22 protein-coding genes, 1 pseudogene and 2 riboswitches are annotated in these 22,758 nt (G+C 66.1%); of the genes and pseudogenes, 9 read left to right on the forward strand and 14 right to left on the reverse strand.

What is annotated here, in order from left to right; genetic code table 11:
* Positions 1 to 60: 60 nt before the first annotated feature.
* From WHH00_RS00310 to WHH00_RS00335, 6 genes are all read right to left on the reverse strand, one after another.
* Positions 61 to 276 (reverse strand): CDGSH iron-sulfur domain-containing protein, encoded by a 216-nt coding sequence (locus WHH00_RS00310; protein ID WP_406635515.1) that lies wholly within the window; start codon positions 274 to 276, stop codon positions 61 to 63.
* Complete coding sequence (locus WHH00_RS00315; protein WP_406635517.1) at positions 273 to 1,352, reverse strand: glycosyltransferase; 1,080 nt, start codon at positions 1,350 to 1,352, stop codon at positions 273 to 275. Before WHH00_RS00315 ends, WHH00_RS00310 begins: the two co-directional genes overlap by 4 nt.
* Complete coding sequence (locus WHH00_RS00320; RefSeq protein WP_406635519.1) at positions 1,349 to 2,404, reverse strand: iron-containing redox enzyme family protein; 1,056 nt, start codon at positions 2,402 to 2,404, stop codon at positions 1,349 to 1,351. The genes WHH00_RS00315 and WHH00_RS00320 overlap by 4 nt, the downstream gene beginning before the upstream one ends.
* 70 nt (positions 2,405 to 2,474) lie before the next feature.
* Positions 2,475 to 2,969, reverse strand: a complete 495-nt coding sequence (locus WHH00_RS00325) for a DUF4383 domain-containing protein (protein WP_406635521.1) — start codon at positions 2,967 to 2,969, stop codon at positions 2,475 to 2,477.
* A 112-nt stretch (positions 2,970 to 3,081) separates the two neighbouring features.
* The gene (locus tag WHH00_RS00330) at positions 3,082 to 3,291 is read right to left on the reverse strand and encodes a hypothetical protein (protein ID WP_406635523.1); all 210 of its coding nucleotides are present in this window, start codon (positions 3,289 to 3,291) and stop codon (positions 3,082 to 3,084) included.
* A gap of 102 nt (positions 3,292 to 3,393) precedes the next feature.
* Positions 3,394 to 3,936, reverse strand: a complete 543-nt coding sequence (locus WHH00_RS00335; protein ID WP_406635525.1) for a heme-degrading domain-containing protein — start codon at positions 3,934 to 3,936, stop codon at positions 3,394 to 3,396.
* 72 nt (positions 3,937 to 4,008) lie between these two features.
* Positions 4,009 to 4,148, forward strand: a riboswitch (TPP riboswitch).
* Positions 4,149 to 4,212: 64 nt separating this feature from the next.
* Between WHH00_RS00335 and WHH00_RS00340 the strand changes: the two genes are divergently transcribed.
* From WHH00_RS00340 to WHH00_RS00350, 3 genes are read left to right on the forward strand one after another with little or no spacing between them, the layout of a single operon-like run.
* Entirely contained in the window at positions 4,213 to 4,836 is a 624-nt protein-coding gene (locus WHH00_RS00340; protein ID WP_406635527.1) for an ECF transporter S component, read from the forward strand.
* Entirely contained in the window at positions 4,836 to 6,392 is a 1,557-nt protein-coding gene (locus WHH00_RS00345; protein ID WP_406635529.1) for an ABC transporter ATP-binding protein, read from the forward strand. Before WHH00_RS00340 ends, WHH00_RS00345 begins: the two co-directional genes overlap by 1 nt.
* Positions 6,389 to 7,189 (forward strand): energy-coupling factor transporter transmembrane component T family protein, encoded by an 801-nt coding sequence (locus WHH00_RS00350; RefSeq protein ID WP_406635531.1) that lies wholly within the window; start codon positions 6,389 to 6,391, stop codon positions 7,187 to 7,189. The genes WHH00_RS00345 and WHH00_RS00350 overlap by 4 nt, the downstream gene beginning before the upstream one ends.
* A gap of 13 nt (positions 7,190 to 7,202) precedes the next feature.
* On the opposite strand, the gene WHH00_RS00355 is transcribed toward WHH00_RS00350, so the two are convergent.
* Entirely contained in the window at positions 7,203 to 7,991 is a 789-nt protein-coding gene (locus tag WHH00_RS00355; protein WP_406638444.1) for a hypothetical protein, read from the reverse strand.
* A gap of 281 nt (positions 7,992 to 8,272) precedes the next feature.
* Here WHH00_RS00355 and WHH00_RS00360 point away from each other — a divergent pair, with 281 nt between their 5' ends.
* Complete coding sequence (locus tag WHH00_RS00360) at positions 8,273 to 9,796, forward strand: UDP-N-acetylglucosamine 1-carboxyvinyltransferase (RefSeq protein ID WP_406635533.1); 1,524 nt, start codon at positions 8,273 to 8,275, stop codon at positions 9,794 to 9,796.
* Between the two features lie 67 nt (positions 9,797 to 9,863).
* The gene (locus tag WHH00_RS00365) at positions 9,864 to 11,090 is read left to right on the forward strand and encodes a glutamate--cysteine ligase (protein ID WP_406635535.1); all 1,227 of its coding nucleotides are present in this window, start codon (positions 9,864 to 9,866) and stop codon (positions 11,088 to 11,090) included.
* Between the two features lie 117 nt (positions 11,091 to 11,207).
* Here the strand turns inward: WHH00_RS00365 and WHH00_RS00370 are convergent.
* Positions 11,208 to 13,030 (reverse strand): annotated as a pseudogene (locus WHH00_RS00370) (DUF222 domain-containing protein).
* Between the two features lie 122 nt (positions 13,031 to 13,152).
* Between WHH00_RS00370 and WHH00_RS00375 the strand changes: the two are divergent.
* Complete coding sequence (locus tag WHH00_RS00375) at positions 13,153 to 13,455, forward strand: DUF1905 domain-containing protein (protein ID WP_406635537.1); 303 nt, start codon at positions 13,153 to 13,155, stop codon at positions 13,453 to 13,455.
* A gap of 18 nt (positions 13,456 to 13,473) precedes the next feature.
* Here WHH00_RS00375 and WHH00_RS00380 read toward each other — a convergent pair whose 3' ends face one another.
* From WHH00_RS00380 to WHH00_RS00390, 3 genes are read right to left on the reverse strand one after another with little or no spacing between them, the layout of a single operon-like run.
* Positions 13,474 to 14,682 carry an O-succinylhomoserine sulfhydrylase gene (locus tag WHH00_RS00380; RefSeq protein WP_406635539.1) on the reverse strand — a complete coding sequence of 403 codons (1,209 nt, stop codon included), beginning with the start codon at positions 14,680 to 14,682 and terminating at the stop codon, positions 13,474 to 13,476.
* Positions 14,683 to 15,093 (reverse strand): rhodanese-like domain-containing protein, encoded by a 411-nt coding sequence (locus tag WHH00_RS00385; RefSeq protein WP_400515960.1) that lies wholly within the window; start codon positions 15,091 to 15,093, stop codon positions 14,683 to 14,685.
* Entirely contained in the window at positions 15,090 to 15,368 is a 279-nt protein-coding gene (locus tag WHH00_RS00390; protein ID WP_188812037.1) for a DUF1737 domain-containing protein, read from the reverse strand. Before WHH00_RS00390 ends, WHH00_RS00385 begins: the two co-directional genes overlap by 4 nt.
* Before the next feature lie 13 nt (positions 15,369 to 15,381).
* Positions 15,382 to 15,495, reverse strand: a riboswitch (SAM riboswitch).
* A 309-nt stretch (positions 15,496 to 15,804) separates the two neighbouring features.
* Between WHH00_RS00390 and opgC the strand changes: the two genes are divergently transcribed.
* Positions 15,805 to 18,219, forward strand: coding sequence for an OpgC domain-containing protein (gene opgC / locus WHH00_RS00395; protein ID WP_406635541.1), 2,415 nt, complete (start codon positions 15,805 to 15,807; stop codon positions 18,217 to 18,219).
* Positions 18,220 to 18,346: 127 nt separating this feature from the next.
* Here the strand turns inward: opgC and WHH00_RS00400 are convergent, their stop codons facing one another.
* Complete coding sequence (locus WHH00_RS00400; protein ID WP_231455181.1) at positions 18,347 to 18,604, reverse strand: hypothetical protein; 258 nt, start codon at positions 18,602 to 18,604, stop codon at positions 18,347 to 18,349.
* Between the two features lie 275 nt (positions 18,605 to 18,879).
* Here WHH00_RS00400 and WHH00_RS00405 point away from each other — a divergent pair, with 275 nt between their 5' ends.
* Positions 18,880 to 19,593: a TetR/AcrR family transcriptional regulator C-terminal domain-containing protein gene (locus tag WHH00_RS00405; RefSeq protein WP_406635543.1), complete on the forward strand. Its 714-nt coding sequence runs from the start codon at positions 18,880 to 18,882 to the stop codon at positions 19,591 to 19,593.
* A gap of 64 nt (positions 19,594 to 19,657) precedes the next feature.
* Here the strand turns inward: WHH00_RS00405 and WHH00_RS00410 are convergent, their stop codons facing one another.
* Entirely contained in the window at positions 19,658 to 20,122 is a 465-nt protein-coding gene (locus tag WHH00_RS00410) for a pyridoxamine 5'-phosphate oxidase family protein (RefSeq protein ID WP_406635545.1), read from the reverse strand.
* Between the two features lie 66 nt (positions 20,123 to 20,188).
* Positions 20,189 to 21,118 (reverse strand): aminodeoxychorismate lyase, encoded by a 930-nt coding sequence (locus tag WHH00_RS00415; RefSeq protein WP_406635547.1) that lies wholly within the window; start codon positions 21,116 to 21,118, stop codon positions 20,189 to 20,191.
* 100 nt (positions 21,119 to 21,218) lie between these two features.
* Here WHH00_RS00415 and cls point away from each other — a divergent pair, with 100 nt between their 5' ends.
* Positions 21,219 to 22,691, forward strand: coding sequence for a cardiolipin synthase (gene cls / locus WHH00_RS00420; RefSeq protein ID WP_406638446.1), 1,473 nt, complete (start codon positions 21,219 to 21,221; stop codon positions 22,689 to 22,691).
* The last annotated feature ends 67 nt before the right edge of the window (positions 22,692 to 22,758 follow it).

Consider the following 22,758-nt stretch of genomic DNA (forward strand, 5'->3'; position numbering starts at 1 on the left):
CTCCTTGCGGGCGGAAAACGGGCTGTCCCTAGCCTATCTGGCGTTTGCCGGGTCCCCTGCTCAGTTGGACGGGGGTTCGGTGCGGAACTTGATCATCTTGTGGGTGCCGTCGCAATAGGGCTTGATGGCTGAGGCGCCGCACCGGCACAGTGCCACTGTTTTGCGGTCCCGGGGCACCGGTTCGCCGGACGGCGTAACGAGCTCGAAGTCGCCGCGCACAATGAGCGGCCCGTCGGGGCAAACCACAATGGAGCTCTCGGCTGGTTCCTGGTTCATTTTTGCTCCTGCTCTGCGTTGCTGTGGAGATCCATACAATCCTGGTGCCGGGTTCCGGCAATCCTGCTGTGCCGCAGCCGAAGTTCGGCCTCGGAATGCGCGGCTGTTTTGATGCGGCTTCCTGCGTAGGGCATGCCCCCGCTCAGCCGGAGACCGAGCGCGATCCAGATGCAGGCCGCGCGCTCAACGGTCCACAGCGGGGCAAACCACACCGTGTTGAAGGGGAAGACTGCTGCGCCCCTGTTCCGCCGCCGTCCGATCCCGGCGGCAACGGCGGATGCAGCTGCCAGCGAAAGAAAGGCGGACACGCGGAGCCGCCCGGGCATGCGCGCAGCGGCGAGAATTGCCGGAAGCAGCGCCAGTTCCGCGCCGAGCCTGCGCGGCTGGGCGAAATCGTCGTAGGCGTGGCGGACGCGTTGCTTCAGGAAATGCCGGGCGTTGGGCGGCCTCCGTGCCACGAACAGGTCCGGGACAACCTTCTCGCAGCCTCCCGCGGCCTTGATGGTCCGGATCAGCTCGAGGTTTTCGAACAGGACCCCGTCGTACCCCTGCGCCGCCACAAGGGTGCTGCGGCGCAGGGCCAGGGTACCGGGAAAGTCTGCGGACCAGGCGCGGTTGATGAGGGTCCTCGCCGTATCCCACCGCGCGTGCCATGGCAGGCGGTCGTAGTAGTTCTGCGGCCTCACCACGTCTGCTGAACTGAGGTGCTGGACGACGGCGGCAAGGGACTCGCGCGTGTAGCGGACGTCGTCGTCGGCAATGACCAGCAGGTCCGCCGTCGAGGCCCGCACGCCGGTCATCACCCCGGCCACCTTGCCGTTGCCGGCGCGGCCAACGCCGGCTCTACCTGGGCGGTCACTGCCGCTTTCGGCCATGGGCCGGAGATGCCCGACGGCGGGCGGAAACACCCTGCAGTGGTGCTCGAACAGGTCCGGGGCGGAGCCGTCCACCACCGTGACGGCAATCCAGTCCGTGAGGCGGCGGAGGTAGGCAGCCAGGTCCGGCAGGTCCGAATCATCAGTCCACCGCAGGGGCAGGATGTACTCAGCCGTCTTGCCTGTGGCCGGGGTGCTCATGCCGCATCCAGCACTTCCGCCCTCAGCGAGGACACGCCGTTTTCCCAGGATTGCAGGATGTGCGCCGACAACCTGCCGTCTACGGCCATGACCGCGGTGGCGCCGAACAGGACATCCGACAGGAGGTGGGGTTCAGCCTCAACCAGCCCGCCCGCAAGGTCCCGGCCGGCGATCTGCTCGTGGACGGCGTCGGCCTCCACATGCTCATCGAAGTAATGGGTGACGTCCGTATCGAAACCATGCCGGCGGAAGCCCCTGCCGTACAGGCGGTTGGGCTGGGAGGAGGTCATCTCATAGATGGCCAGGTGTCCTGTGATGGCACCGCGCAGCCGGCGGTTCAGGCCGAACAGCGACATCAGGTTCACGGCGGCGAGGGAGACCGCGGGGACGGCGTCCACGTAGGACCCGTACCCGTCATCCATTCCCAGGCCCCGCATGGTACGGGCAAAAAGGGCGCTGTGCATACGCTCGGGCCGTCCGCCGCCGTACTCGTCCGCCTGGATTTCCACCAGTGCCGCTTTGGCCCGCCCCGAGAGCCTCGGGATGGCGAAGGTGTGCGGGTCCGCTTCCTTCAGCTGGTAGATGGACTTGTGGATCAGGAATTCCTTGAGCTGGCCAAGGCTGGCCTGCTTGGCCACATACCGGGAGAGGCTGGGGCCACTGTCCTGCGCGGCCAGGCCGAACAGGATGTCTGCCACTTCGTCGCTGGTGACACGGGACTGGGCAGGGAGTTCCAGATCCCCGGCGGCCTCCGCGGCAGCTTCCCGGAGCGCGGCTTCGAACGGCTTTTCAAGGAGCTGGCGCACCCGGACCAGTTCCGGCGCCCACTCCCAGTCGTCGCTTACGCCCTCGAGGCCGGAGTAGTGGAGCTCGTAGAGGCAGAAGAGCGTCAGCTGGAGGTCGTCGTCGCCAATGATGTCCAGGGTTGCCGGAAGGTGGCCGGCCAACGTCCGCTGCAGCGCCTCCAGGGCGTCCTCGTTAGTGCCCGGCCGCTCCGCGAGGGCGTTGAACAAAGCGGTGCTGACGGGACCCCTTGCTGCTGGGACTTTCATGATGCTCCTTCGGGTCTGGCGTGTAGCGGTTCCGTGCCCCCGGCGCTGGGGGCCCGGTACGAGATGGTGGTCAGCGGCGGCGCGTGCCGGGCACTGAAGAGTTGGCGGTGCTGCCGGTGTCCGCTGCGGGGGCGGGTCCGCGGGCGAGCATGATGGCCAGGGCAATCATGGCCAGGCCAAGAACCAGATGGAGCCAGTTGTCCGCATGGTTTGCGGGGATGAAGTTCGCAGGGATGGGATCGCCCACCAGGAGGCCGTACAGCCAGAGGACCAGGTAGATGACGCCGCCGTAGACGAGGAAGTTCCGTGCCTGTGGGTGCGAGCGCGACATCAGGATGCCGGCAGCCCCGAAGAGCAGGTGGACCGTGTTGTGGAGGACGGACACCTGGAAGACCCCGAGCAGAAGCGCTTCCGATGCGTGGCCGGCCAGGCGGAGCGAGTCATAATTGGAGGTGATGCCGGGAATGAATCCCAGGATGCCGGCCAGGCAGAAAACGGTGCCCGTTCCGAGGGCAGCATTCTGCAGGCCTGTCCGGGCGCCTTTCATGCGGATGCTGGCTGCCATGTGCTGTTCTCCTCAAACGCTGGAGACAACATAGTAAGCATGATTACTAATAAATGCTAAGCAGCCTTTGTATTCTGCTGGAGCTAAGCGCCGGGGCCCTGCACGCAGCCTGCTAGCCTCCCGCGCCGGTCCAGGCGTAAGGGTTTGTGTGCGGACCTCCGCGGCGGCCGTGCTCGTAGCCTTGCTGCCAGGAATTCCCGACGGCGGACACCAGTTCCGCAAGCAGCGGATAGTAGGGGTGGTCCGGGCCGATGAAAAGCATCTCGTCCGAGGCTTTGTCCAGCGCCGCCCGGACCTGGTTCTCGGGTGCTGGACCGGTCACGACGCCCTCCTGGATGGAATTCCCGCCACTCGGCTCGAATGTACTCCCGCCGCCTCGGGGGTGTCCATGCCGGGGACGCCATGCGCCCACGGCGTCCCCGCGTCAGTCCGCGCTTGCCTGCCTGAGGATGTCACGGAGGGCCTCGACCACCAGGTCATGGTCCTGCACCTGCGGTAAACCGGACACGGTGACGGTTGCCACGGCACCCACTCCGGTGACGTAGAGCGGGAAGGAGCCGCCGTGCGCGGCATAGCGGGTTTGGTCGAACCAGGCGTTGTCCTCGATCCGTCCTCCTTGAACCCTGGCGCGCAGCCCCACCAGCAGGGAAGGGACCTCGTAACGGGCGGCGGTCCGCTTCTTGGCCCCGATCCAGTGCCCGTTGTCCGGCGTTGCCCCCGGCAGGGCAGCGTGGAAGAGGACCTGCTCGCCCTTGCTGATGTCGATGGCGATGGGCAGCCCGCGCTCCTTGCCCAACTCCACCAGGAGCAGCCCCAGGTTCAGGGCGTCGTCCATGGAGAAGCCGGGAAACTGCAGCTCCCGGACCTCCGCCTCAATCCGGGCGATCAGTGCTTCCAGGGATCCCTCCGGCTGGGCAGCATGGGAATCCGGATCGTACCCGGTCATATCTGGTGGATTCGCAGTCATGGCCCACAATCTACCCCTCCCTGCGGTAAACTGAACCACGCCCAACAGGGCGAATATTTCACCAACAGAATCATTCAACGACAGGGGAGCGCCGCCGTCGGCATCACTGGCCATGCCAGGGACCGCAGGTGGGCGCTGAGAGTGCGGACAGCCGCAGACCCTCGAACCTGATCCGGTTAGTACCGGCGCAAGGGAGTCGAGTTCTCGAAGTGCGCGCAGCGGCAGCAGTGCCGGAAACCGCGCCCACTTTCCCCTCCTGTTCCTCAGGAGGACCACATGGCAACAACAGCAGTCAAGAAAACCGCCGGCAAGTCCTGGCGCGTCGTGGACATCGTGGTGGCGGCCCTCATCGCCGTCGCCGGCGGCGTCATCTTCTGGGCCTGGTCCCAGGGGGCCGCCGCAGTCTCCGGACCCATGAACGCCGTCTACCCGCCCCTGACCGGCCTGATCGCCGGCGGCTGGATGATTCCGGCCGTTCTGGGCATGCTTATTATCCGCAAGCCCGGCGCTGCGCTCTTCTGCGAGACGGTGGCCGCCACCGGTGAACTGCTCATGGGCTCCCAGTACGGGGCGTCCGTACTGTTCTCCGGGTTCGTGCAGGGCCTTGGCGCGGAGATCATCTTCGCCATCTTCGTGTACCGGAAGTTCAACCTGCCCGTAGCCCTGCTGGCAGGCGCTGCCGCCGGTCTTTTCTGCGGCCTGAACGACTCGTTCGCACCGTGGGGCTGGAACATCGCCTACGCCGCCGGCGACAAGCTGGCGTACATCATCTTCACCGCCATCTCCGGCGCCATCATCGCCGGGGCACTGTCCTGGGTTGCCACCCGCGGCCTGGCCAGGACCGGTGTGCTGAGCTCCTTTGCATCACGCAAGGCGGCAACGGAGCCCGTCTTTTCCTGATGGGCGCCCTTTCGCGGCATGAGGCATCCGTCGCGGTGCGTCCGGCTGCCGTCACGGCCCGCGGCTGGGGCTGGCGCCATGCAGGGCGCACCAAACCGGCCGTGCGTGCCCTCGACCTGGAGATCCGCCCGGGGGAGCGGGTGCTTCTCCTGGGACCTTCCGGTGCCGGCAAGTCCACGCTCCTCCACGCCCTGGCAGGGGTGCTGGGGGACATAAACGACGACGGCGGCGACGCCGGGGACTCCGACGAGACGGGCTCGCTGCTGGTTGACGGCGCCGTGCCCCGGGAGCAGCGCGGCCGGGCCGGACTGATGCAGCAGGACCCGGAGACGCAGGTGGTCCTCTCCCGCGTTGGCGATGACGTCGCCTTCGGCGCCGAAAACCTCGCCGTGCCCCGCGACGCCATTTGGGCCCGCGTGCACGAGGCGCTGGACGACGTCGGGCTCTCCCACCTGCCGCTGGACCATCCGACGTCTGCCCTCTCCGGCGGGCAAAAACAGCGCCTGGCGCTGGCAGGGATCCTCGCCATGCGTCCGGGCCTGATCCTGCTTGACGAGCCCACTGCAAACCTGGACCCGGCAGGTGTGCTGGAAGTCCGCGACGCCGTGGGCCGCTGCCTGGACAAAACCGGTGCCACGCTGGTTGTGGTGGAGCACCGGGTGTCCGTGTGGAAGGACCTGGTGGACCGGATCGTGGTGCTGCAGCCGGGCAGCGCCACCGATAATGCCGTGCTGCTTGACGGCCCTCCGGACCAGGTGCTCGCCGAAGCCCGTACCATGCTGGCGGCGGCAGGCGTGTGGGTGCCCGGGTACGTTCCGCAGACGCGTGCCCGGTCGGCAAGCCCGGCCCCCGGCTCCGGAGCCCTGCTGCTGGCGGCCGAGAAACTTGCGGTTTCCCGCCAACGCGCCCGGCGCAGCGGCTTTCGGAAAATACCCCCTGTGCCCGTCCAGCAGGACATTTCCGCGCAGGTCCGGGCCGGGCAGGCGCTGGCCATTACGGGTCCCAACGGTGCGGGCAAGTCAACGTTTGCGCTGACCCTCGGTGGACTCCTGGAGCCGGTGGCAGGCAAGGTTTCCGCAACCCTGGACCTCAGCCGCGGCGCCGGGATTGACCCTTACGCGTGGAAAGCCGAGGCGCTCATAGAGCGGATCGGCACTGTGTTCCAGGAACCCGAGCACCAGTTCGTCACCGGGAAAGTGCTGGATGAGCTGCTCTTCGGCCCGCGGCACCTTGGCCATGGTGAGGAACGCGTTGACGAGCTGCTGGAGCGTTTGCGGCTGACGCACCTCGTGGACGCAAACCCCTATACGCTCTCCGGCGGGGAGAAACGGCGCCTATCCGTGGCCACCGTCCTGGCAGCGCATCCCCAGGTGCTGGTGCTGGACGAGCCGACGTTCGGCCAGGATGCGAACACCTGGGCGGAGCTGGCCTCGTTCCTGTCCGAGCTTTTGGATGCCGGCACCGCCGTGGTGTCCGTAACCCATGACGCCGAGTTCACTGCCGCGCTGGGTGGAACTGAGCTGCGGATGGCTGCGGCGGAACCGGTGGCGCCATGAGGCAGGAGCTGAACCTGCGCGGCAACCAGGCCCTGCTGGCCCGGGCCAATCCCCTGAGCAAGTTCGCCGCTGTCTTCCTCATCACCGCCGTACTGGCGCTTTCGATCGACTGGGTTTCCGCATCGGTGGCCCTGGCTTTCGAAATCCTGCTGTTTCCGCTCGCGGGGCTGACGCTGACCCTGCTGTGGCAGCGCGGCTGGCCGCTGATCCTCGCCGCGGCCGTGGGGGGCTGGAGTACCTCCATCCTGGCTCCGGACAGCGGAAGGACGCTGATCGACGTCGGCATCTGGACCATGAGCGAAGGCTCGCTGGAGCTGGGGGCGGGCTTCACCCTGCGTGGGCTGGCGATCGCCCTTCCGGCCGTGCTGCTGATGAGCTGCACCGACCCCACGGACCTCGCCGATGCCCTGGCGCAGAAGGCGCGCCTTCCGCACCGCTTCGTGCTGGGCACGCTCGCGGCCATGCGGCTGGTGGGCCTGATGGCGGAAGAATGGCAGACCATCGGGATGGCCCGGCGGGCCCGGGGTGTGGGTTCCCGCGGCAGCGCCGTGCAGCGGTTAAAGGCGACGCTGGGGCAGAGCTTCGGGCTCCTGGTCCAGGCAATCCGCCGGGCGTCACGGCTCGCAGTGACCATGGAGGCGCGTGGTTTCGGCGGCGGACACCGGACGTGGGCGCGCGAATCCACCTTCAGCGCGCTGGATGCCTGGGTGCTTGCCGGGGGCGTGGTGATGGCGGGAACAGCGGTGATTGCAGCCGTGTCCCTTGGAACGTGGAACATGGTGTGGCTGGGAAACTGACACCAGCGCGGGCCTACTGGCAGGAATAGTTGTAGTCGAATCCCCTGGACACGAATTGGGCCAGCACCACCCTGCCCCCGGCGGTCAGGGGCTCCTTGGAGCAGGCGTCCGCCGCGCCGGAGGCGTTGAGCGATCCCGCCAGCCAGCTGGGCAGCGCATAGAGGTTGCTCGAGCTGCTGACTGTTCCAACAATCCGCTCCCACTGCTGGCCGGTGGAGTAGATTCCCACCTCGGCCCCGATGCTGTGGAAGAAGTCCGTCATGCCCTCCAGGACTGTCCGGTTGGCGTCTTTGTCGGTGCGGGACCAGCTGTTCTCCGTTTCGACGTCCAGCCACCAGAAGTAACTGGCGGGGTGGCTGATCCCGCGGAGGTACGCGTCGTCGTAGGCCTTGGCATAGCCGTACATGTAGGCGCAGGCCTTGCCGTAATCCCCGTCTTCGCAGGGGCCGTAAGGGTTGTGGACCGCCTGCCCGGACGGGTATTCGTCGTTTTCGGGCCACCAGGAGCCGGCGGCGCCGGGGTTGGCGGTATTGACGTACAGGGAGACGGTGGGCTGGCCGGGGTGGCCGGCGGAATCCTCTGCCCACCGGAGCTGCTCGGACAGGCAGGGATTCGTGGTGTTGGCCAGGCCGTTGTTGACGCCCACAATGGCGAAAGCCTGGTCCATTGGAAAATACCCGTTGCACTGCGGCCAGGAGATGTCATTCCCCAGAAGCGACTGCTGCCCCTCGCCGGGCGAGGGCGCGGCGAGGGCGGGGGTGCCGGCCATCAAGAGCATCGCGGCCAGAAGGAAGCCCAACATGCCCGGCACGGGCCGTGTGTTCCTGGCGGATGATGCCGAGTGCGGCTGTGCCCTGCCCCGCAGTCTTCTGCTTGGCGACGCCTCGCTGGCTGGTCTGCGGCGCATGTTGCCTCCGTTGCCGCTGGACGAAGGGATCTTCTCCAGTGTCCCGCCGGGGGCAGGGGAGGTCAAGCTGGCCAGACATCCGCTCCTATCGCATGGAACGGGTACGAGTCCGGCCTTGCTCCGGTCAGTTGCTTGCGAGTCCTCCCTTCTAGCTCATCTATGATATAAAATTGACTATGACGCAGGAAACCGCCGAACACGTTGCCGCCATGTTGAGGGACGCCCGCAGTGAGAAGGGCTGGACCCAGGGCCAGTTGGCTTCCGAACTGGGCACGAGCCAGAGCGCCGTTGCCCGGATGGAGCAGGGCAAGCAGAACCTGAGCCTCAAGATGATCCAGCGCCTCGAGGCGATCTTCGACAGGAGCATCGTAAACGTGGGCAAGCCGCAGATGACCCACCTGCGGGTTGAGGGCGGCCACACCCTTTCCGGTTCCGTGGATGTCAACAGCAGCAAGAATGCCGGGGTGGCACTGCTTTGTGCCAGCCTGATCAATCGGGGAACCACCATCCTTCGCCGCCTGGCGCGGATCGAAGAAGTGAACCGGATTGTTGAGGTCCTGACCAGCATCGGCGTGGAGTGCACCTGGCTTAACGACACCGACCTGCAGCTCCGGCGGCCGGCCGTGCTGAACCTGGACGCCATGGATGTTGACGCCGCGCGCCGCACGCGGAGCGTGATCATGCTTCTGGGCCCGCTCCTGGACGAGTCGGCAAAATACCGCCTTCCGTATGCGGGCGGCTGCGACCTCGGCACCCGTACGGTTGAGCCGCACATGCAGGCACTGCGGCAGTTCGGCCTCTCAGTGGAGGCCACCTCGGGCTTCTACAGTGTGCAGGCCCCGCCCGCAGACAGCCGGGACCGCTCGTTCGTGCTTACAGAGCGCGGCGATACTGTCACCGAAAACGCGATCATGGCAGCAGCCCACCGTGAAGGTACCACCGTCATCCGGAACGCCAGCCCCAACTACATGGTGCAGGACCTTTGCTTCTACCTGCAGATGCTGGGCGTGGAGATCGAGGGCGTAGGCACCACCACCCTTAAGATCACGGGGCGCCTGTCCATCGACGCCGAGATCGAATACTTCCCGTCGGAGGACCCCATCGAGGCCATGAGCCTGATCACCGCGGGCATTGTCACCAATTCCGAGGTGACCATCCGGCGCGTGCCCATTGAGTTCATGGAAATTGAGCTCGCAACGCTGGGCCAGATGGGCCAGCAGTTGGAGATCTCAGGCGAGTACATGGCCCGGAACGGCCGGACGCGCCTGGTGGACGTCACCACCAAGCCTTCGGAGCTGCACGCTCCGGAGGACAAGATCCACCCCATGCCGTTCCCCGGGCTCAACATCGATAACCTGCCCTTCTTCGCCGTCATCGCAGCCAACGCCCAGGGCCAGACCATGATCCACGACTGGGTCTACGAGAACCGGGCCATCTACCTTACGGAACTCAACCGGCTGGGCGCCCAGGTGCAGCTGCTCGACCCGCACAGGATCTATGTCAACGGACCCACAAAATGGCGTGCGGCCGAGGTTGGCTGCCCGCCTGCGCTGCGTCCGGCTGCCTGCCTGCTGCTGGCGATGCTTGCCGCGCGGGGAGTGTCAGAGCTGCGGAACATCTATGTCATTGAGCGCGGCTATGAGGACCTGGCGGAGCGGCTGAACACTATCGGCGCGAAGGTGGAGTACTTCCAGGACTGACCTTTCACGGTTCGTCATGAAAGCCGGAGTCTCTCCAAAATCTTCCTGCCTGCCGCAGAATGACAGTATGCGTACATTCGGCGTCGAGGAAGAGCTCCTGATTGTTGACCCGGCAACAGGGGAGCCGCTTGCACTGGCCGATGCCCTGCTGTCCGGGCACAGGATGGCCGCCGATGATGCACCGGATGCCCGTGCGCTGGAAACCGAAGACAAGACCGTTTACGACGACGACGAGATGGGCTTGAGTGCCGAGCTTAAGCTTGAGCAGATCGAGACCCAGACACGGCCCTGCCTGGAGTACGGCGTCCTGCTGGACCAGATCCGTGCCGGCCGGACGCTTGCTGACCGGGCTGCCCAAAAGAACGGTGCCCGGGTGGCGGCGCTTGCCACCTCGCCCTTGGCCTCCACCAGCCATACGACGCCGGACCCCCGGTATGCCCTGATGCTGGAGCGCTTCGGCCTCACGGCGCAGGAGCAGCTCACGTGTGGCTTCCATGTGCACACGTATATCGAATCGCCGGAGGAGGGCGTGGCGGTCCTGGACCGGATCCGGGACAAGCTTGCCGTGCTGACCGCATTGAGCGCGAACTCCCCGTTTTGGAACGGTATGCCGACGGGCTTCGAGAGTTACCGGACGCAGGCCTGGAACCGCTGGCCCACGTCCGGACCCGCCGGCATCTACGGCACCTACCCCGCGTACCGGCGGGTTGTCACGAGGTTGCTGGACAGCGGGGTGATGCTGGACGAGGGGATGCTGTACTTCGACGCCAGGCTTTCCCGGAACCACCCCACTGTGGAAGTGCGCGTTGCCGATGTCTGCCTTCGGGCCGAGGACGCTGCGCTCATCGCACTCCTGGTCCGTGCACTGGTGGAGTCAGCCAGCCGGGAGTGGCGGGACGGTGTGGACCCTGCGCCGGTGCCCACTGTGCTGTTGCGCATGGCTGCATGGCAGGCAAGCAGCAGCGGGCTCAGCGGGGAGCTTTTGGATTTTGGCACGTTCCGGCCGGCCCGGGCCACGGATGTGGTGCGTTCGCTGGTGGACTACCTCGCGCCAGTCCTGGACGAACAGGGAGAGCTTTCGATCGTTCGCCAGGGTGTGGAGGACATCATCGCCCGTGGCACCGGGGCAGCTGAGCAACGCCGGGTCCGGGACAAGGCTATGGCAGGCTCTCCGCCCGAGGACCTCGGCCTGGGCGCCGTAGTAAACCACGCAGTGAATATCACCATGCGGGGTGCCCTGGACCTCTCGGAAGTGGAAGCGGCCCCGGACCTGCTGCGCGTCCGGCAGTCATAGGCAATCCTGGGTATACGAGGATCCTGCGCTTACGCCAAGTCATACGCTTCGGGCAGCTCGTCAATTATGGTGTTCGGTGGCGCTGGGCAGTCCTTGGTGTCCAGCGATCTTGCTCTCCTATAGGACAGCAAGGGACGCTTCCAGCCATAGGTGCCACCCCGGGAACGGGTCCTTGGGGAGTTCATCCTCAGTGGGTCCGGGGTCTTCCGGCACGTCCACGTCTGGCGGATCGAAGTCATCGGGCAGGTCCAGATCCTGGGGCATCCCAAAGCGCTCAACAAAGCCCTGGAGGGTCGGGCCTCCGAGCGCAGACAAACTCGGTTGTCCTTCCGATTTCGTTGCCGTACTCCACGTTTTAGTAACCCAGTCTGGCCAATGGGGTGGTTCCCAGTCCTGGTGTTCGCTCTTGTAGTGCCGCCCGGTGGGTGAGGTCCAGCCAGGGGGTGCGTCCTTGGTGGCCGGTGTTGGTATCCACCCGCTGCTGTGTCGAAGTTTGTGGTGTTTCGGGCAGGGTTGTCCGAGGTTGCTGATGCCGGTGGTTCCGCCGTGCTGCCAGGCCAGGAGGTGGTCTGCCTCGTTGTCCAGTGACGGGTTGTTGCAGCCGGGGAAGGGGCATTTGCCGTCCCTCATCCTTAGCCAGTTCCGCATCGCTTTGGTGACCCGGTAGCTGGTCCGCCCGATCTCCAGCGGCGCCCCGTCCCGCGGATCGACGAGGACGCGGTGGAAGGAATCGGCACCGTTCGCGACCAGGTCCCGTGCCATGGACGGCGGGATCGGCCCGAAGCCGTCGAGCATGGCCGGCTCATCGGTCACTCCCATCAGGGCGACTATCGGGACCGTGACGAGCACCTGCGCCCGGACCGCCGACGACAGCTCGGCGGGACCCATCCCTGCACCCGCCCCGTCGCTGGTACCCAACCCGTCGCCGTTGCCTGTACTCACCCAGTCGCTGTTGCCTGCATGGAGGCTGGAAGTGTCTCCATTACCGCGACCGGTGCCGCGGCTGCTGCCGCTGGTGAGGATCGCTTCGGCGAACTCGTCGGCCCGGGTCTGGGTGAGGGTGCGGGGCTCGTCGGGTCCCTGTGCGGCCCGGGCGAGGGCGTTGAGCCGGTTCCAGCCCGCCATGGCCTGGTGCGCGGGGAGGTAGGCCGAAAGCCAGGCCATGCCGTCCTGGTCCGGCCGGTACTCGAGCCGCCGGTCGGCTACGCCCCTGGCGTGGCGCTTCTCGATCGATTCGGGGTGGTGGCGTTCGCGCCAGGTCCTGGCCTTGGCCTTGAACCGGTAGGCGGCCATCTCCCCGATCATGGCCGCTCCGGCGGGCCTCGGTGTGTCCGGGTCCAGGAAGTGGGCCTCCAGGGCCGCTGCCCCGGCCCGGTCAAGACCGACTGTCTGGTTCACCATTTCCCGGGCATGAGCCCAGGAAATCGTCCCGGACCCCAACGCGGCGTGGGTCCGGGGCAGCGACGTGGTCAGGGCATGGGACTCAGCCAACAGGGCACCGGCGGCACGGTCACCGATCACCAGAGCACACCCCACCTCCGCCACCAGGCTCCGCTCCTGCGCCGTGCCTCATGCGGTGAGGACGGCGGACCGTCCAGCAGGCTCGTGGCGGCAGCGAGCACCTGAACCGCCTGCGCCTTCAACGCCGCCAGCCTCGCCTCCGACCGTGCCACTCCCGCCAGAACCCACAGCGCCCGGTCAGCAACCCGCTGCAACGGATCATCCAAACCAGCAGCAGGACTTGGGCCCGTTTCTGCGGCAGGCCCATCAGCGGGATCCTGCCCTCCAGCCGGGCCGGAAACAACACCGGGGCCGGCGTCGGCAGCGTTCCCTTCAGCAGCGCCAACCGCAGCGTCCCTGCCATCCAGTACAGCAGCTAACGCAGCGACGGCAGCCACAACGGCTGCCTCCGCCTGGTCAACCGCCGGGTCCGTTTCCATACAGACATCATCCTGCCGGGGTCTGACAAAAAGGACCATGCGGCAGGGGCTGTGGATAACTAGTGGCCTGCTGGATATCCACAGCCCTGGCGGCACCACCGCAGGCGTGCCATACTCGGCGCGTGACGTCGTCGTACTCGTTCAAAGCGGAACTCTGGCTGTACCCGGGCGAGGCCGGCTGGCATTTCCTCACCCTGCCGCCGGACGTCGCGGACGATGTCCGCGCACAAAACGCAGGGCGCAGCAAGGCGTTTGGCTCAGTCCAGGTGAGTGCGGAAATTGCCGGCCAGACCTGGCAGACTTCGCTCTTCCCGGACACCAAAACAGGGACGTACCTCCTGCCGGTCAAGAAGGCTATCAGAACCAAAGCACGGATCAGCGAAGGGGATGCGGTGGAAGTCCACCTGTCCGTTCAAGGCGCCTGAGGCCCAGCGCCAGGCACCCTAGATCTGCTTGAGCGCCTGCTCCAGGTCGCCGATGAGGTCGTCCACATCCTCCAGGCCAACGGAAAGCCGCACAACGCCGTCGCTCAGTCCAATGGCGGCCCGCCCCTCCGGCCCCATGGCGCGGTGCGTGGTGGTGGCCGGGTGGGTGATAAGGGATTTGGCGTCGCCGAGGTTGTTGGAGATGTCGATGATCCGCAGGCCGTCCAGCAGCGCGAAGGCGGCTTCCTTCCCCGAGCGGCCCCCGGAAGGAGCAAGCTCCAGGGTGAGGACCGTGCCGCCGGCGCTCATCTGCTTTGCCGCCAGCTCATACTGCGGGTGGGATTTCAGCAGCGGGTACTTCACCCAGCTGACAGCCGGCTGTTCCTCCAGCCACTCCGCGAGCCGCAGCGCGGTGGCCGAGGAATGGTTGACGCGCAGCGCCATGGTCTCCAGGCCCTTGGTGAGGACCCACGCATTGAAGGCGGACAATGCCGGGCCGGTGTGCCGCATCAGCTGCTTCACGGGGCCTTCGATGAACTCCTTGGTGCCCAGGATTGCCCCGCCGAGCACCCTGCCCTGGCCGTCGATGTGCTTGGTGCCGGAGTAGACAATAACGTCTGCGCCAAACTGCCCGCAGCGCTGCAGCAGGGGAGTGGCAAAAACGTTGTCGACGACGACGGTCGCCCCGGCCGCGTGCGCCAGTTCGCTGACCGCGGCGATGTCCACAATCTCCTGCATGGGGTTGGACGGCGATTCGAAGAAGACAGCGGTGGTGGGCTGGGACAGGGCCTCGCGCCACTGATCCAGGTCCGGTCCGTCAACGAAGACCGTCTCCACGCCCCACCGCGGCAGGATCTCGTTCAGGATCACGAAGCAGGACCCGAACAGCGAACGGGCGGCCACCACGCGGTCCCCGGCACCGAGCAGGGCACCCAGGGCGGTGAACACGGCGGACATGCCGGACGCCGTCGCAAAGCACGCCTCGGTTCCCTCGAGGAGGCGGAGCCGCTCCTGGAACGTGGCAACGGAGGGGTTGCCGTAGCGGGAATACACAAAGCGCTCGTCCTCGCCCGTGAAGGCGCGCTCGGCGGCAGCGGCAGATTCGTACACGAACCCTGAGTTCAGGAAAATGGCTTCGCTGGTTTCCTGGAAGTTGGTCCGGTCCAGGCCGCCGCGCACGGCCTGGGTGTCGGGGCTCCAGCCGGCGGCGTCTTCGTTGAAGGTCACTTAGATCTTTCCCAGGTTTGTTGGCAGGCCGCGGTTTTTCCAGCCGTTGACGGTGCGTTCGCCGAAGCGGTCGGGGTCGCCTTCAAAGCCCTCCAGCACGTTGTAGGAGGTGAAGCCGGCCTGGGTGGCCGCTATGGCCGCCGCGATGGACCGCTGGCCGGAGCGGCACAGGAACACCAGTTCAGTTGCGCGGTCTTCGGGCGCCTGCTGGTTGAGGTCGTTGATGAAATCAGGGTTTGGAATGCCCCCGGGGAAGGTCCACTGGATGAACAGCGGATCGTTCTCTGTTGCCTTGGTGTCCGGGATTCCGATGTGGGCCCATTCCCCCTCGGTGCGCACATCCACCAGGATGGCGCCTTGTGCCAGCTTGTCCCAGGCCTCCTGCGGCGTCAGGTCTCCTGCGTAGCTCATGCGTGGCCCTCGCCGTCGAACTCAAGGTCGTCGCCTGCGGACTCGAGGTCATCCACGGCATCCGCCACTGCCGCGTCCGCGGAGGCGATGGCTGCCGGCAAGACCACGGCCTGTGCCACAATCACGCTGGTGCCGTTGAAGGTTGCCGCCGGGCTGCCGTGCAGCACATAGCCTTCTGCCAGGGCGTTTGAGATCCGCTCGCAGAATTCACGGTTGTCCGGGCCGCTGATGAGGCGGTAGGACAGTTTTTCTTCAGGGGCAGGTGCGTCAGACACGACGGATCTCCTTCTCTCACGCTTGCAGCTCGAATGGTCGATATGCCGAGTATTCACCTGAGGCACCCCGCCGTGGAAGGAGGGTTGCCGACCGGCCAGTCAGGGCTTGGCGCCGGTACTCATTACTCCCCAAAAACGTAACACTTGCCGCGCGGCGCCGCACCGCCGTCGTCGTCATGTTGCGTAACTGAAGGATGCTGCGCGGAGGCGCGGCACCAAAGGTGCGTCGGCCACCTCGGTTTAACGTACGACGGCGGCGCCACCTTGGGCGTGCACGTGCCAGGTGCCTGCCACCAGAGCCAGCCCGGATAAAGTTTGTCCATGGGCGCCGCCCTGTCACTTGAGGAATAAGTCCCTGGGGGTCTTCATCAGCACGCCATCCGCCGCCGCTCCCGCACGTCCCGCCCCGAGCGGCCGCCCGCGGCCCCTTCATTGGATGGCTGCCGTCCTCACCGCCGTGCTGATGGCCGTCCTGGCTGTGGTGGTGTCCGCCGGGCCAGCGCAGGCGGCCCGAAACCTCCCGGAGGAAGGCAAGCCGCTGCTGGGCGCAGTCCTCGAATGGGGAGAGGACACCGCTGGGGGTTTCTCCGAGCGGCTCGGGGCATCCCCCGCGATCTTCGGACACGACATCGCCTTCCCGTTCCGCGCCTCGGAAGAGAGCGACATCCGGGGCTTCCTGGAGCAATCCGCCGGACAGGGCGCCCACGCGATGCTCACGGTAAGGCCTGTTGTGCCGTTCGACCAGGTCACCCCTGACGCCGCTGCAGCCTTTGCCGGGGAAGTGCGCCGGTTGCAGGGGGATTTCAAGGGCCAGCTGCTCATCCGCTTTGCGCCGGACATGAATGCCAGCTGGGTGGAGTGGGGCCAGCAGCCGGCCGCCTACCGGCAGTCGTTCCAGGCGGTGGCAGCGGCATTCCGGGATGCCGGGACCGGCGGGGGTTATGCCATGGTGTGGGAGCCGTACCTGGGCAAGGACTATCCGTTTGACCGGAACCGGAATGCGCCCGGGCCCGGAAGCGAAGGGTTCTCCCTGCTGGACACCAATGGCGACGGCGTTTGGAACGGCTTGGATAAAGCCTACGAACCCTACTACCCGGGGGACGACGCCGTGGACTGGGTGGGCCTGACGGCCTACCACGATGACACTGCAGGGGGCTCCGCAGTTAACACCGTTCCCCGCGCCGGTGAGCTGCAGGAGATGCTGACGGCCTCCGGCGGGGAAAACTTCTACGGGACATATGCTTCGGGGCGGGACAAGCCCCTGATGCTGCAGACTTCGGCCTTTTACAGCCCGTCCGCCGGAGGTGCTGCGGAATCGGAAATCAAGAACAGCTGGTGGGACCAGGTCCTGGTCGTTGCGGGGTCAGCCGGCTTTGGAATGACGGGCGCAGTGGTCTGGGACGAACGCACCAGTACACGGGACACGGGGGTGGCCAGCATCGACTGGCGCCTCACCGGAAACGCCGGAATTGCGGACGCTGCCCGCACCCGGCTTGAGGGATCCCCGGTGGTGACGGGCCCGGTTACCGAGGTCACCGCAGGTCCATCGTTCGTCAGGTCCAACACACTGTCCGGTGCGGCCGCCTGGAGCGTGGGGGCGGCGCTCATCCTCCTCCTGGTGGCGCTGTGGCAAGTCCCCGCCAAAGTCAGTGCAGTCACGGCGTGGGGCTACAGCGACCCGTCCAGCAGGGACTCCCGCGTGGACCTGCTCCGCGGCCTGGCCATCGTGTTCGTGGTGGTGAACCACCTGGGCATGGTGTCGCTCTTCCAGCTCCTGACCCAGGAGGCGGTGGGCTTTGTTTCGGGCGCCGAGCTGTTCGTTCTGTTCTCCGGCCTGGTGGTGGGCATGGTCTACGGGCCCAGGGCGAAAGATGATTTTGGGACGGTGGTAGACCTTACCTCGCGCCGGGCAGGCAAGCTCTACGTCACGGCGCTCGTGGTGCTGGTGGGCGTTTTCCTCCTGTCGCTGCTGCCGGTTTTCCGGACAGATGCGCTCACAACCTTCGTGGACCAGGGCACCGGCGGCGCAGGGCACGAAGGCGCCGGCCGCACCTACGATCTCTACGCGGGCATGGAAACGCTGTTCCAGTTCCCCGTGCCGCCAGAGGTGCTTCCCGCCATCCTGCTGCTCCAGTTCGGGCCGTGGCAGTTCAACGTGATGGGCTTGTACGTGGTGCTGCTGCTGGCCAGCCCGGTGATCCTCGCCGCCCTGAACCGCGGCAAAGCTCTGTGGGTGCTGGCGGCATCGGTGGCTGTGTACGCGGTGGGTACGGTGACACGCTTCCGGATCCTGCCGTCGCAGTTCGAGGATTCATTCCCCCTGCTGGTGTGGCAGGTGCTGTTCGTCATTGGCCTGGCGGCCGGGTTCCACCGGCGGAGAATCGTGGCCTGGCTTTCAGCGCATACCTTGATGGTGGCGGCCTGCACCGCGCTGGCTTTCGCGTTTGCCTTCCTGTCCTGGGGCAATCCGTACCTGGCCAACGGGTTTGACGTCCGCCTGGCGATCATCCCGGATACCGCGTACCGGACCATGTATGACCTGTTCTTCGGGCGCACGTACCTTGCCCCGGGCCGGCTGCTGAACGTCCTGGTCCTGGTGGTGGCGGCCTATGCCTTCCTCACCGCGTACTGGAAACCCGTGCAGCGCGCCCTGGGCTGGTTCCTGGTCCCCCTGGGCCGCGCCACCCTCTATGTGTTCATCATGCATGTGGTGCTCATAGCCGTCGTTGCCAACATCCCTGCCCTGCAGCAGGGGAACATCCTGATCAACACCCTGGCCTACGCGGTGGTGCTGGGGCTCCTCTGGGTGATGGTGCGGACGCGGTTCCTCTTCAAGATCGTCCCTACCTGAGCCTGAACGGCCCTTCCGAGGAGCCTTAGCGGGACTCAGGGGTGCGGAGCTCTGCAGAAGCAGGAATGGCGTGGACCCCGTGCCCGAAAGCACGTGGTCCACGCCGTTGTCCGTCTGCTGCGGCTTGTTATACGAGGCCGGGGTAGCTCGCCAGGATGTAATCGGCGGCAGCGGGGCCCTTCATGCGCAGCCCGTTGTGGCCGGAGGCAATCCTGCGGTGGCTCATGGCTGCCCAGAAGTCCGATTCAGGTCCCGGTTTCTGCTGGTTGATAAAGCACCAGCTGGTGTACAGGCCGTACAGGCGGTCACGGTCCAGCGTGGATTCCGAGGCCTGGTCGAGGTAGGTGGCTTCTTTGAGAAAGAGGTCGAACTGCGAATGTGCCATGACGGCTTCCCTTCGCTAAGTGCGGTGGTACTGCCGTTCGGCTACAGCAGCGAACCTCAATGCCGTGCACAGGGCAATGGAGTGTGGATGAAGCCGCAAAACAGGTGGGCTGCTGGATCAGCGGCACTACGAATTTGCTGACTACCGAATTATTGGTTCCGGGCGGTGTCACTGCCGCATCTACACTGTAGACTTTAGCCGTAGACAACCAATCAGGCAAGCGCAGGAAATTTCCCTCCATATTGAGGGGCTTGCCGCCATCCAGGACGGAAACCATGGCCTCCGCGAAAGTCCCCGCAACCATCACCGGGCCGATCCAAAAGCAGCGTCTGAGCCGGGAGCTCGTGCTGACGAAAGCGCTCGAAGTGGTTGATGCGGACGGCCTGGACGCGCTGACGATGCGCCGCCTCGGCCAGGAACTGGGCCGGGACCCCATGAGCCTCTACCGCTATGCGGAGAACCGCGCGGCGCTGCTGGACGGGGTCACCGAACTGGTGCTCAATGAACTCACCATCCACCCCCGGGATCCCGACTGGAAAGCCCAGCTGCGCCAGATCGCACACGATCTTCGCCGCCTGGCCCTGCAGCACCCCAATGTGGTGCCACTGCTCGTGACCAGGCCGCTTTCCACCCCGCTGGGGCTGCGGCCGCTGGGCACCCTGCGTCCCCTTGAGCAGATCCTCTCCCTGCTGATCGGGGCAGGATTCAGCCCGGCCGATGCCCTCCACGTCTACCGCGCCTACTACGGCTTCCTCTACGGCCATATCCTCAACGAACTGCAGGAATTCGTGGTGGACCCGGAGGAGAACGAAGCCCTGCTGCGGCTTGGCCTGCACCGGTTGCCAGCCAAGGAGTTCCCGCGGCTTCGGGCGCTGGCCCCCGCCCTGGCGGAGTACGACGGCGCGGCCGAGCTGGACCAGGGCGTCACCATCCTGCTGTCCGGGCTCGAGGCGCAGCTCTCACTCCGCCTGGGAAACCCCACGGGCTAGCCGTCGTCCCCAGCCGCCAAGACGTCGTCGAAAGCTCCCTGCGGACGCAGGGCCAGGGATGAAATTATTCGAAGGAAGCTCGGCGCCTGTCCTGAGCGCGCGTGGCCCAGACGTCCGGGCGGTTCACCTTGAAGCGGCGGCCAGTCAGCGCCCGGGCCGACAGCCGGATGTAGTTCGCCTTCTCGCCCGGCTGCCACGGTTCAAGTCCCAGGCTGTCCACGGCATCCTTATCCGCCTGGTCCTCGATGAGCTGGGTATCCCCGCGCAGCACCACGCTCCACGCCTCTTCGGTGTGGGGATCGTAGCCGTCGATTTCCAGGGCCGCAGGCCGTTCGGAGAGTGCGCTCCAGAGTTTGGTGACGCCGGCCGTCCGGAACGCGATGCTTCGGCGGTGCACCACGTAGTTGATCGGGAAGATCTCCGGGTGGCCGTCCACCACCACGGCAAGGCGGCCGACAGTGTCATTAGCCAGGAGGTCCCAGCATTCGTCAAAGGTCAGGGTGCCATCCGGCTGCGTCTGCGAGTCCATGAACCACACCTTACGGCCACTGTCCCTGCGGAACCTAGAGTGCAACGGCCCGAATCGCAGGCCGGGCTACTGGATGCCAGCAAACAGTTCGTTCAGTTCCGCGGTGAGTTCCTTCTGGACTGACGGCGTGCCCACCTGCTTACCGTCGATGTGGTTGACCGGGGCCAGCAGCCGGACACTGGAGATCAACCACACAGCATCGGCGTCCAGCAGGTCCTGCGGCTCCAGCGGGCCGTAGCCCAGTTCCCATCCTGCTGCCTTGGCGGCGGTGAACAGCGCCCCTTGCGACGTTCCGGGCAGGATCCCGCTGTCCAGCTGGGGCGTGATCAGCCGCTTCACGGATGTGCCGTCGTCGGTCTTTTCCACGTGGGCCAGCAGCACAGTGGAGGTGGGACCCTCCAGGACCCGGCCGTCCGTGGAAATGAAGATGACGTCGTCCGCGCCCTGTTTGTGGCCGTGCCGCAGGGCAGCCATGTTGACGGCGTAGGAGAGTGTCTTGGCGCCGAGCAGCAGCCACGGTGCGCGCTCGGCGGCGTCGCTGTCATAGCCGCGGTCAAGGAGGATGACGTCGATCCCGGTTTCGCGCTGGCGCCGGGCGCCTGCGCCCACGGGCGAGACCTGCACCCAGCAGGTGGGGGCAGCCGCGCCCTCCACACCGCGGGTCACCACAAGCTTCACCACCAGTTCGTCCCCGGCCCCGGCGGCGGGAGGGTTCTGGACCCGGTGCTCGGACAGTGCGGTGGCAATGGCGCGGCGCCACTCGTCCGGGCCGGGGATGGCGAGGTCAAGCGCGTCTGCGGAGCCGGCAAGACGGTCCAGGTGGGCCTGGATTTTCCGGACGTTTCCGCCCACGGCCAGCATGGTCTCGAAGACACCGTCACCCCGGGTGGCCCCCTGGTCTGTCACCATCAGCTGCGGCTGGGAAGCGTCGGCCAGCCGGCCGTCAGGGTAAGTGGGGTCGAGGAAAACGAGAACCACGGGCGCTGGAGAGGTCATGGCTCCAGCTTAGTGCGGCGTCCCACCGATAAGCTGGGCGAAGTGCCCTGGCTGGAAACCGTCCGCCGGGAGCTCATTTTCCGGGGGTTCATCTCACGTGTTGTGGCCATTTTCGCTTGCCGGCACCGCTCCAGGGTGGGTGGTTGTGGTGCTGGGCATCGCCGACCTGGTGATCAGGGTGCTGGCTGTGGGCATCATTCCCGGCAACAGGCGGCCCACTACGGCCATGGCCTGGCTGCTGGGCATCTTCTTCGTTCCGTTCGTGGGCATCATCCTGTTCCTCCTGTTCGGCAACTTCAAGCTCTCCAGCCGCCGTCGGGAGCAGCAGCAGCAGGTCAACGAACGGGTGCGGGCCGGGATCTCGTCGCTTGCCGACGTCGAAAGCGACTACCCGGGACCCGAATGGGTCAAGTCCGCCGGGGAACTGAACCGCAGGCTGGGGTCCCTGCCCATGGTGGACGGCAACTCCGTGGACCTGATCCCCGGCTACCCGGACTCCCTGCTGGAGATGACAAACGCGGTCCGCAAGGCGAAGAAGTTCGTCAACGCCGAGTTCTACATCATGAGCACGGACCACATCACCGACGACCTCCTCACGGCCATGGAGGAAGCAGCCGAGCGCGGCGTGGAAGTGCGCGTGCTGTTCGACCACATCGGCACGCTCCGGGTGCAGGGCTACCGGAAACTGCTGAAGCGGCTGCGCGCCGGCAAGATCCAATGGAAGCGGATGCTGCCGCTGCTGCCCATCCACGGCCAGTGGCGCCGGCCGGACCTGCGCAACCACCGCAAGATCATGGTGATCGACGGCGAAATCGCCTTCACGGGTTCACAGAACCTGATCGAGCCCTCCTACAACAACCCCCGGCACCGCAAGGCAGGCCGCGAATGGGTGGAGCTGATGGCCTGCCTCCGCGGGCCCATCGTCACCACGCTGAACGTTGTTTTTGCCACCGACTGGCTCAGCGAAACCGATGAATCGCTGGAGCACCAGCTGCAGCTTCCGGCCAATCCGGAACCGGGGAACGTCACCGCCCAGGTGGTTCCCAGCGGCCCCGGGTTCATCACCGAGAACAACCTGCGGCTGTTCAACACCCTGATCTACTCGGCCCAGCACCGGATTTCCATCTGCAGCCCCTACTTTGTTCCGGACGACTCCCTTCTCTATGCCATCACCACAGCCGCCCAGCGCGGGGTGGAGGTGGAGCTGTTCGTGTCCGAGAAGGGCGACCAGTTCCTGGTGCACCACGCCCAGCGGTCCTACTATGAGGCCCTGCTGGAGGCCGGCGTCCGGATCTACCTCTACAAGGCCCCGTTTGTGCTCCACGCCAAGCACTTCACCATCGACGACGAGGTGGCGGTCCTCGGCTCCAGCAACATGGACATGCGCTCCTTCTCCCTGAACATGGAGGTCTCCGTCATGCTGCTGGGCGAAGACATCGTCACCAAGATGCGCGCCGTGGAGGACACTTACCGGGACATCTCCCACGAGCTCAAGCTGACGGACTGGATCAACCGGCCCCTGGCGGCCCGCTACGTGGACAACGTGGCGAGGCTGACGGCAACGGTCCAGTAAAACCCCCGGAGTTTTCGTCCACTTATGCAGGGTTTGCCGGTGGCGAAGCCTGCATATCTAGACAAAA

This window comes from Pseudarthrobacter quantipunctorum (genome assembly GCF_045291495.1).
Lineage (GTDB): Bacteria > Actinomycetota > Actinomycetes > Actinomycetales > Micrococcaceae > Arthrobacter > Arthrobacter quantipunctorum.